The 10,773-nt window shown below is 49.9% G+C and carries 7 protein-coding genes, 1 CRISPR repeat array and 2 riboswitches; of the genes, 4 read left to right on the top strand and 3 right to left on the bottom strand.

Annotated features, from left to right (window positions below; all coding sequences use genetic code 11):
* Positions 1-2,248: a CRISPR direct-repeat array (repeat unit 28 nt; unit sequence TTTCTAAGCTGCCTGTGCGGCAGTGAAC).
* Positions 2,249-2,466: 218 nt separating this feature from the next.
* Positions 2,467-2,736, top strand: coding sequence for a TIGR03643 family protein (locus BZG77_RS13625; RefSeq protein ID WP_021023599.1), 270 nt, complete (start codon positions 2,467-2,469; stop codon positions 2,734-2,736).
* A 333-nt stretch (positions 2,737-3,069) separates the two neighbouring features.
* Here the strand turns inward: BZG77_RS13625 and BZG77_RS13620 are convergent, their stop codons facing one another.
* A complete protein-coding gene (locus BZG77_RS13620) occupies positions 3,070-4,233 on the bottom strand; it encodes an amidase family protein (RefSeq protein WP_077647627.1) in 1,164 nt (387 codons plus the stop codon).
* Positions 4,234-4,359: 126 nt separating this feature from the next.
* On the bottom strand, positions 4,360-5,529 hold the full coding sequence (locus BZG77_RS13615; RefSeq protein ID WP_077647626.1) for a J domain-containing protein: 1,170 nt from the start codon (positions 5,527-5,529) through the stop codon (positions 4,360-4,362).
* 272 nt (positions 5,530-5,801) lie between these two features.
* A riboswitch (glycine riboswitch) is annotated at positions 5,802-5,889 on the top strand.
* 3 nt (positions 5,890-5,892) lie between these two features.
* A riboswitch (glycine riboswitch) is annotated at positions 5,893-5,970 on the top strand.
* A gap of 80 nt (positions 5,971-6,050) precedes the next feature.
* On the opposite strand from BZG77_RS13615, the gene BZG77_RS13610 reads away from it, so the two are divergent.
* Complete coding sequence (locus tag BZG77_RS13610; protein ID WP_077647625.1) at positions 6,051-7,454, top strand: alanine/glycine:cation symporter family protein; 1,404 nt, start codon at positions 6,051-6,053, stop codon at positions 7,452-7,454.
* Positions 7,455-7,534: 80 nt separating this feature from the next.
* Here the strand turns inward: BZG77_RS13610 and BZG77_RS13605 are convergent, their stop codons facing one another.
* Positions 7,535-8,209, bottom strand: coding sequence for an HAD family hydrolase (locus BZG77_RS13605; RefSeq protein WP_241844159.1), 675 nt, complete (start codon positions 8,207-8,209; stop codon positions 7,535-7,537).
* Between the two features lie 307 nt (positions 8,210-8,516).
* Here BZG77_RS13605 and BZG77_RS13600 point away from each other — a divergent pair, with 307 nt between their 5' ends.
* Positions 8,517-9,101 carry an FMN-dependent NADH-azoreductase gene (locus BZG77_RS13600; RefSeq protein WP_077647623.1) on the top strand — a complete coding sequence of 195 codons (585 nt, stop codon included), beginning with the start codon at positions 8,517-8,519 and terminating at the stop codon, positions 9,099-9,101.
* 168 nt (positions 9,102-9,269) lie between these two features.
* The gene (gene sbcB / locus BZG77_RS13595) at positions 9,270-10,691 is read left to right on the top strand and encodes an exodeoxyribonuclease I (protein WP_077647622.1); all 1,422 of its coding nucleotides are present in this window, start codon (positions 9,270-9,272) and stop codon (positions 10,689-10,691) included.
* Positions 10,692-10,773: the final 82 nt, after the last annotated feature.

Raw genomic sequence — 10,773 nt, 5'->3', positions numbered from 1 at the left:
TTTCTAAGCTGCCTGTGCGGCAGTGAACCCTAGAATGCGAATGCTCGTTTCCATCGAGCATTTCTAAGCTGCCTGTGCGGCAGTGAACCCGCCGTGGCGGCCACGGCCGCGTAACCCAACTTTCTAAGCTGCCTGTGCGGCAGTGAACCGAAAGCCGGATTGTTTCGCGCGCGCCGCTTTTTTCTAAGCTGCCTGTGCGGCAGTGAACGCTCGGCGACCTCCTCCAAAAGCACTTTTAACTTTCTAAGCTGCCTGTGCGGCAGTGAACCTGGGCGAACTAGGCGGTGAAGCAACCGGATTTTTCTAAGCTGCCTGTGCGGCAGTGAACGCAAGCAGGTTGAAAACGCGATGGGCCGCAGTTTTCTAAGCTGCCTGTGCGGCAGTGAACTAACTAAGTGATGCATGATTGCCTCTTTGAGATTTCTAAGCTGCCTGTGCGGCAGTGAACATCCAGTGCCGGGTTTGGTCACCCGGACGCACTTTCTAAGCTGCCTGTGCGGCAGTGAACACATGAATAAAATGGCAATGAACGATTACCTGTTTCTAAGCTGCCTGTGCGGCAGTGAACCCAGCAAACGTCCATCTTGCTTCCCTCGACATTTTCTAAGCTGCCTGTGCGGCAGTGAACACCGACTGACTCTCTGTTGCCTGGGGCAAACCTTTCTAAGCTGCCTGTGCGGCAGTGAACATGCGCAGCTCGGGCTGATGAATATCTGCAATTTTCTAAGCTGCCTGTGCGGCAGTGAACGTCCTCGTCGTCTCAGAGTCACCGCTGAGTTCTTTCTAAGCTGCCTGTGCGGCAGTGAACTTCAGTTTGTCGCGGGTGGGGATCCACGGCGCTTTCTAAGCTGCCTGTGCGGCAGTGAACCGCAGCATCAGCTCAGACACAGTGATCACCATTTTCTAAGCTGCCTGTGCGGCAGTGAACTAATCGCTGGGAAGGCCGCATCGCTAATCTTTTTTCTAAGCTGCCTGTGCGGCAGTGAACATCAAGCGAGCTCGCGTTCTCCATGTCAGTGTTTTCTAAGCTGCCTGTGCGGCAGTGAACGCCTATGACGCCGCCAACGATCCAAACATTAATTTCTAAGCTGCCTGTGCGGCAGTGAACAGCTCGCCATCGATGTTTTGATGCAGGCTGTATTTCTAAGCTGCCTGTGCGGCAGTGAACGCCATCTGCACCGCATGGCGGTATTGCGGACGTTTCTAAGCTGCCTGTGCGGCAGTGAACGAGCAATGCGCCCGCCTGTGAATTTACTTGATTTTCTAAGCTGCCTGTGCGGCAGTGAACTTTGAGTTCGCCGAGGTCGATGCGTACTACATTTTCTAAGCTGCCTGTGCGGCAGTGAACGATTTCTCGGCGCCAGCGAAATACCGCAAAGGTTTCTAAGCTGCCTGTGCGGCAGTGAACGTGGCCTTAGGGTTGGTCACGAACGCGCCTGCTTTCTAAGCTGCCTGTGCGGCAGTGAACACGGCAAATCAGCGCGAGTAGAACTATCAAACTTTCTAAGCTGCCTGTGCGGCAGTGAACCATTCATCGAATCCACGGCAGAAGGCGTTGGTTTTCTAAGCTGCCTGTGCGGCAGTGAACCTAATCGGCGTATCGTCTGCTTGTCCCTCTTTTTTCTAAGCTGCCTGTGCGGCAGTGAACACCTGATTTGTCCGCAAAGCGCACTTTCTTCATTTCTAAGCTGCCTGTGCGGCAGTGAACGCTCAATGATGAGTTGATGCTAACGCGTGCTCTTTCTAAGCTGCCTGTGCGGCAGTGAACCTGTTAAAACCAACACCCCAGCCAACGGAAAATTTCTAAGCTGCCTGTGCGGCAGTGAACGGCACCGCCAGGCAAGCGGCGGATCCTTTCATTTTCTAAGCTGCCTGTGCGGCAGTGAACTCTATGGTGGGCTGGTTGGGGCAGCTTCGGCTTTTCTAAGCTGCCTGTGCGGCAGTGAACAAGCCGTTTTGCCGCGCTTGCTTGGCAGCATGTTTCTAAGCTGCCTGTGCGGCAGTGAACACTCCGATGCAATGGACGTGGCCGGCTTTATTTTTCTAAGCTGCCTGTGCGGCAGTGAACAACGCACCGCTACCGTTTGGCGGCTTTCCGACTTTCTAAGCTGCCTGTGCGGCAGTGAACGTGTTGATTTGAGGTTGTCGGGTTTTTCAACCTTTCTAAGCTGCCTGTGCGGCAGTGAACAGGCGGGCTGGGTGCGTGTGCGTTACGGCTTTTTTCTAAGCTGCCTGTGCGGCAGTGAACTATAGAATAACGAAATAATAGCCTGTGACAACAGGCCGTTAGGATAAAAATCGTTTTTTACCCTTATTAAAAACGCCCAGTCGTAACTGACTGTATTCGCTATTTATTTCTAAATATCCCAAAAACAAGGGTAAAAGCATTGCTCAGTCTGAGGGCTCACGCTGATCGGTCTTTCATGCTCKACGCGTACTGTTTGCCACTAGAGCAAGGAGACCGATATGGCATTGAACGAGCAACCRGGAGACATTGACCGGATCATTGAAATGGCGTGGGAAGATAGAACCCCGTTTGAGGCGATTGAGACGCTGTATGGCTTGCGTCAGGATGACGTCATCGCTTTGATGCGGCGCGAGTTAAAACCACGCAGCTTTAAGGTATGGCGTGAGCGGACGCGCGGGCGTAAAACCAAGCATCAGGCCCTACGTTCAGAGCACGTCTTACGTAGCCATTGCAAGACGCAATACAAAATAAAATCCGCCAAAAAGTGATAGGTTTAGCGATAGATCGTGTTTTGTGAATAACGTGGATGCGTTAATTGGGCGTCTCCGAAACGTTACGGGAAGGTGACAGCCAATTTGTCACTTTCTTATAACACGAGGCTTGCGTGCCAAAACTCATAAATAACTAAGTCAACCTTTTAAATATCAGGTAGTTAAAAAGTTAAACACCGACTAATCCAACCAGTTATCCACAGTTTCTGTTGATAGTAAATGCACAACATAAAACTTATTTAAAACATATAAATCATGCATTTACCGAGGTAAAAAGGTTTTTTATAGAAATTTCTTGACGACGCTGAGGATAAGGAAGCAATCCATCCTTTAGTTTAACCATCGACGCGCAACTTCCATCAACAACTTATCTTTATAGGGATGAGCAAGCAACGTTACCCCATAGGGCACGTTATCGTGAGTGAATAAAGGCATTGTTAGTTGTGGTAATCCACACACATCGGCTAACGCCATAAGGCGGCGCTGGGCGAGATTAAAGGTATCACTGGCGGGTTGGTCTGCATCACGGGGCAAAATCGCGCCTGGTGTTGAAGGCATAATCAATACCTTATCACTCGGCCACATGGCGGTAATGGTATCGCGTAGCTGCTTGCGCGTTTTCTTGGCCTGATAATGGGCTTTGTAATCCACTTCCCGCAGCCGTTCAAGGTAGCTTTGGGTTGAGGTAGGTAAGTCAAGTTCGGCGCTGTCTAGCCAAGCTTGATAGATCAGTAAAAATTCTTGACTGGCAATCGCAACTTGGGTTTTCTCTACCCGAGTAAGCACTAATTTATTCATCGCTAAGGTGGTTTCTTGGGGAAGGTGAAGCTGTTCGAGGTGTTGATAGACCTGCTTCATTGCTTCATCCGAGTAAAACAAGGCAAAAATTGGCTCAGCAATGACCACGCCTTGAATATTGGTGACCGCGGTTGAGGGCTTTGCCACCAGCTCTTGAAACTGGTTTAAATGTCCGAGACTCGCACTGCACACGCCAATATTATCAAAGGTATCAGCCATGGCGATTATCCCGGTAGTATCGACCAAACCAGGCGTGGGCCGATAGCCATAGAGGCCGCAATGCGCGGCGGGGATCCGCACGCCCCCGAACGCATCATTGCCTAAACCCAGATCCGCCAGTTTTTTCGCCACTGCGACTGCGATACCGGCATTGGCACCACCCACACGGTATTGACGATAGTGGGGGTTGCGAAGTTCGGCATAAAAAGGATTAAATCCGGTGATACTAAAGCCGAGCGGATCGATTTGCACCTGGCCGATCACACTGGCACCCTGCGCCATCATCGTTTTCACCACGCCCGCATCTTGGCTTGCGGCTGTGCGCGTTTCCGACCAAGCCGGAATGCCTATCCCTGACACACACGCTTCGAGCGATACCGAATGCGACACCGCTATCTTGTGRCGCCGAAATACGCCGCTTGCACTGTCTTGCCGCGGTGGCTCAAATTGGTGCGCGAACATCGCTTGATCGAGCATAGTGACTGGCCTCAAATAAGTGTTATTGCTTACYGATCAGTGTAATACATTCAGGCGATACTGAGYTGARATTCCTTCTATCTGACGGTTGCCATMTTTAACCTTGAACACTCGCGGTAACGCTGCCTACTCACGGTTCACCGCAGTAAGATCCGRTGTTTGTCGGCACGATTGTTCAAACSCCCTTAACTTCGGGGTCAGATCAGCACTTACAAAGGTGTCRTCGAATATTTGTACCTTACGTGCYAATTGCCAACTATCGATAGATGCCCCTTGGCCATAAGGAATCGCATACACATGAAAATGCTGCCGCTGYGCRACGTAATCGAGATTAGGTGGCACGCGCAACGGTTGATAACTGCGGTTCAAATAGATGTAAAAATCGCCCACGCAATTTGCCACGATGTATGAGCCTTGTTGACTACGCAGCGCGAGATACGGCTGGGCGATATCAGTATATTGATTGATATGCCATTTTTCTGCCGTCGGGTTGAGTTCAATCATCGGCGCGGCCGGTATACTCGGTGGCGGTGCTGAGGGCGACTGAGTGGCGGCAACAGTATCAACCGGCTTAGAGGCTGGTGGCTTGKGATTAATGATACGTACACGTTGCGCGGTATCAGGCTGGCTGTCACCGATAAGTGGAGCAAGCCACCGTTGCCATTGCYCAAAAGGCACCATTACCAGTGCAATGGCGCACCATGAGGCCAATACCCAACGCCAAGCCAGCCCGAGTTTGGCCGGTTTTAAAGTGACTGGAGTGGCTTTATGCGTCAGCTCCGTTTCTAGCTGTTCCACGCGCGTTAACGCGTCTTTAAGCTCACGGTTGCGTTGTGTGGCCTCTTTTTTTTCTTTGTCGTGCTCACGTGTCAGGCGCGCATGTTGTCCGTCTAATGATTGGTGCTGACGCTCAAGTTTTTGGTACTGCTCTCGCCACTGACGATTATCAAACTCAAGTTTGGCAATTTTAGCCGTGAGGTGTGCCGGTATTTGTTGGCCGGCCTGACGAGATTTGAGGGTGCGATTTTCTTCCTGCAACACCGCTAACTCTTTTTGCAGGCGTGCAATCTGGCTACGTAACGCCGCCTGACTTCCCTCGTTTTGCGTTTGCCCTAAAGCGCTATCGTCGCCCTTCCCTGATTTAACGGCCTGGTATGCTTCACTGACCAGCTGCATCAACCCAGTGCTGCCACCTTTATCCGGATGCACACGACTAGAAAGTCGCTTATAGCGTTGTTTAACCTGCGCGGCCGTTTCGCCGGCATTCACGCCTAAAAGTTCGTTCCAAGTGGTCATGCTAGGGCTCGTTGAGTCAGTGTTTACCGATTAATGGTAATAATATCGGCCAATGTCTTATAACATTGAGCCACCTCGTTTAAAAACGGGCGTTAATCAGTGCAAAAAACACTCAGGCAACTGACACATATCACGCGGCATTYATAGCGAGTAGAACCTTCTATAAAGCGATAATTTTTACCTTTTCAGAAGAACAATGCCCTGTTYACTTAATTTTGCATTGCATTCATATTTCTGTGATCTATCATACTTTCCGTCATAACGACGTTCCGATGAAGACAGCAGGAGAGAGATGGCAAATGCCATCCGCCGAAGAAGTAAATCTTTCAGGCACTTAATTGTATGGACTGCTGTTGGAGGAAACTCTGGAGAGACCCGTTAATTCGGGCGCCGAAGGAGCAAGCTTGTTTTCAAGTGAAACTCTCAGGCAAAAGGACAGAGGAGATACCCACCCCAATATGTAGCACTTTTGTTAATATTAGTGTGGTCTATCTTCTCCTTTGATGTTTAAAGGGGGATTAATGCCATTTTTTTCACAACTACCCGATATATCCGCGCTTCTCGCCACCATTGACGACTGGATTTGGGGCCCACCGCTTTTATTGTTATTAACCGGTACCGGGCTCTTTTTTACCGTTCGCTTGGGCTTGCTCCAATTCCGCCGTTTGCCCTTTGCGCTCAAGCAAATATTTAAACCTTCTGATGCCACCAGCCAAGGCGATGTCTCTGGTTTTGCCGCGCTATGTACCGCATTATCTGCCACCATTGGTACCGGTAATATTATCGGGGTTGCCACAGCAATTTCGTTAGGGGGCCCAGGCGCACTATTTTGGATGTGGTTAGCCGCTTTTTTAGGGATGGCGACCAAATACGCTGAGTGTTTACTGGCGGTGAAATACCGCGAAACCGATCATAAAGGTAATATGCTTGGCGGGCCGATGATGTACCTATCCAAAGGCGCCGGCAAGCCGATATTAGCCAAATTATTTGCCTTATTCGGCATCGGCGTGGCTTGTTTTGGCATTGGCACTTTCCCACAGGTGAACGCCATTAGTAGTGCCGCGACCCATTTGTTTAATATTCCCACCGTTGCCGTCGCCGCTATCCTTACGGTGCTAGTGGCGTTAGTGACTATCGGGGGCGTGAAATCTATTTCGGCCGTCGCCGCCAAAATCGTTCCTGTGATGGCCGTATTATACGTCGCTGCCTGCTTGTGGGTACTCGGCGCCAATATATCCCAATTACCCCATGCGGTTGGCCTGGTGTTTGAGTCCGCGTTTAACGGCATGGCAGCCACCGGCGGCTTTGCTGGGGCCGGTATGATGCTCGCCATTCAATCAGGGATTGCCCGTGGTGTGTTCTCTAACGAGTCTGGCCTAGGRAGTGCCCCCATTGCCGCGGCGGCCGCTAAAACCGACTCGTGCGTTGAGCAAGGGTTGGTATCAATGACAGGCACCTTTATCGATACCTTGGTGATTTGTACCATGACAGGGTTAACGTTAATTTTAACGCAATCATGGTCAGGCGAATTAGCGGGAGCAGCAATGACATCGCATGCCTTTGCCGTGGGCATGGAGAGCAGCGTTGGCCCTATGTTATTGAATATCGGCCTACTCTTTTTCGCTTTCACGACGATTTTAGGCTGGCACTACTATGGCGAGCGCTGCGTCGCGTACTTGTTTGGCAAAAAAGCGATTTATATCTATAAACTATTCTTTATCGGCTTGATTGCATCCGGTGCCTTTATTCAACTGAATACGATCTGGATTCTTGCCGATATTGTTAATGGCTTAATGGCGGTCCCCAACCTCATCGGTTTGTTACTGCTGCGTAAAGTCGTGATTGAAGAGACCCAAGCGTATTTTTCGTCACAAGACAGTGWCCAGGCCAGCGAGATAGCGCAACCCTGTTCACAATCATCATGATCGCGTGCCMGTTACTTTGTACAAAAAAAGCCGGTTCATAGACTGAACCGGCTTGTTGTGCATAGGTGGGGCGAGAGGGATTAAGCGTATTGACGCTCAGCTTCCTCAATCCCTAACTTACCAAGAATTGCTTGAGGATTGATAAAGTGATTCACCCGCACTTCGTGCTCTACCTTGTCACCCACCGCGACGAATTCATAGTTCAGTGATTGCGTAGCTTGCTTATCCCATACACCATCACCGAAATAGATTCGACGATCAAAATACACACCGTAATCTTGTTTGGCTCGAAATGCCGCCAACGCCATGACTTCACTCCGGCTCATGGCATCGGAGCAAGATGAAAATACAATGCCGTCGATATTAAAACCTGCCGCTTTTAACTTCATCCTTGCGGTTTCTTCCCACCCGCCGGTGGCAATGGCTAATTCAACCGAGGGCACATGGCGCATGTGTTCTACAAATTCCACCGCGCCGGGAATTGGCGCTAAACCTTTCTCTGYAATCCTAACCGCCAATTTTTGCCTAAACACCCGTTTGATCTCTCTAAACAGCCTGATCTTGTCATGGTTGAGTCCATGGGTGTCGATTAACTCTTCGATGATCCCCGCATCGGTCACATTGGTGTAGCTTCCCCAATTATCTGGAACCGCTAAACCTGTGACTTCATCAATCGCCTGGCTGAAACACTCGTGGTCCATTTGGCAGCTGTCTACCAGCGTACCGTCCACGTCTAACATAAATAAATTTTTCACGCACATTTCCTCAAACCCCGTTGTGTCCCACAAGTGACCGACTTGTGATTTGATCGGGCGCTTTGCCGTTCTTGATCTTCGTTTTTTATCAACACAACGGGCATCATAACATTATTTTTACATTCTGGACGACTATCGGGCGACATCATACGCCCCTATTCACTCAGCGCAACGCTACCGTGAGAAATAACCGGGCCCAACAAAAATTTTGAACAAGTTTAACGAATTTATACGCTGGTTTTACCGTGTCGTTTCTCTACACTCTAACGTGTGCTGAMTCACGCCAACCCATTTTAAGGAGAAATATATGAAAGCGCTGGTCTTGAAATCAAGCATTCTCGGCCCCTACTCTAGCTCAAACGCAGTCATTGACAGTGTAGTGGATTCCCTGTCTCCAGAGACGCTGATTGAGCGTGATMTGGCGGCRACTCCTTTGCCTRYGCTAACAGGAAATAACGTCGGTGGTTTRCGTGGCGCAGACGAGCTCACTGAGCCGCAACAACAGGTGCAACAGGCATCAGACCAACTGATTGAAGAAATACAACAAAGCGATACTCTAGTGATCGCGGCACCTATGTATAACTTTACCATCCCCGTGCAGCTAAAAGCATGGATTGATCTGGTTGCCCGTGCAGGGGTAACGTTCCGCTATACCGAAAACGGTCCTGAAGGCTTGCTAACCGGTAAGCGCGCCATTGTGGTCACCACACGAGGGGGGATGCATAAAGGAGGAGACACGGATCATGTCACCGGRTATATGCAAACGGTGCTTGGCTTTATTGGGATCACAGATGTCGAGTTTGTCTATGCAGAAGGCCTCGCYATGGGCGAAGAAAGCGCGACAAAAGYCATCGACGAGGCGAAGCAAACACTGAAGCGCCTTRCCTCTTAATGCGTCTTTGTTTGTARATGATYGATCAGAGCCTGCCTCGTTGCAGGCTTTGACGCATTTGATCTTAYCACCGACAGGATTGGTGATACGTCTTGCCAGTGTTACCATGAGCACTTATCGCAGGGTATTGACTCTGCTTTCTTTTGTTTGATCAAATTGGATTCGATTGTGACAGACGCGGACCAGCCAACCTTTTTTATTTACGACTTTGAGACGTTCGGTACCCATCCGGGTAAAGACAGGCCTTGCCAATTTGCTGGCGTTCGCACCGACAGTGATTTTAATATTATTGGCGAGCCTCTGGTGCTATTTTGTCAGCCCCCCAATGATTACTTGCCGGCCCCAGAAGCTTGTTTGGTCACAGGCATTACCCCGCAACTCGCACTGAAAAAAGGGCTGCCCGAACCGGAGTTTATTGCCCAAATCCATGCGGCTCTGTCTCAACCGAACACCTGTGTAATTGGCTATAACAATGTTCGGTTTGATGACGAAGTGACACGGTATACCTTATACCGTAACTTTTTTGACCCATATGGGTGGAGCTGGCAAAACGGAAACTCGCGCTGGGATTTACTCGATGTGATGCGCGCCTGTTATGCGTTGCGGCCTGAAGGGATTGAATGGCCACATGACGAAAACGGTAAGCCCAGTTTTAAGTTAGAAAACTTGTCCATCGCCAATGGCATTGAACACAGTGATGCGCATGACGCCATGGCGGATGTGCACGCGACCATTGAGTTGGCGAAAAAAGTGAAAGCCGCGCAACCCCGGTTGTTTGATTACCTTCTCACTCACCGCCATAAGAATAAAATTAAGCACCTGATTGACGTGGTCAACATGACCCCACTGGTACATGTCTCAGGTATGTTTGGCACCGAGCGAGGCAACACCAGTTGGGTTGTGCCAGTGGCATGGCATCCTGACAACCCCAATGCCGTGATCACCGTTGATCTTGCCCGCGATCCTTCACCTTTATTCGTGCTTGATGCCGATGCCCTCCGTGAGCGTTTATATACTCCTCGTCAAGCATTGAGTGACGACCAATTGCCGGCACCATTAAAGCTTATCCATATCAATAAATGCCCGGTCTTAGCCGATGCCAAAGTACTTCGTCCTGACGATGCCGCGCGTCTTGGCGTGGATAGAGAAGCATGTCTTCAACATCTTAAAGCACTAAAGGCGGCGCCCGAAATCCGAGAGAAGCTGGTGGCTGTCTTCGCGCAATCCAAGCCCTTTGACAATCAAGATGTTGATAACGCACTGTATGCTGGTTTTTTTTCAAAAAGTGATCGCAGCGCGATGGACATTATCCGCGCGCAAGATCCAGAAAACCTTGCCGGGATTGACTTGAGTGTCGACGATTGGCGCATCAAACCTCTGTTGTTTCGTTATCGTGCCCGCAACTATCCGTGGACACTTACTGACGATGAACAAAAACAATGGTTTATGCACCGCCGCGATTATTTTGAAACACACCTTCCCACGTACATGGACAACCTACAGCAACTGGCGGATCATCATCAGGCGGATGAGCAAAAGGTCCGTATCTTAAAAGCGGTTTACCATTACGTCGAATCATTAGTCGGTTAGCCTCGATAGACGATGTCGTGTTTTTCGATAGGTTCAACAACCGCTATGGCGCCATAGCGGTTGTGCTTTTTTTAATCTATTG

It is taken from the genome of Salinivibrio sp. IB643, assembly GCF_001996105.1.
Lineage (GTDB): Bacteria > Pseudomonadota > Gammaproteobacteria > Enterobacterales > Vibrionaceae > Salinivibrio > Salinivibrio costicola.
This window is presented reverse-complemented; position numbering and strand designations above follow the sequence as displayed.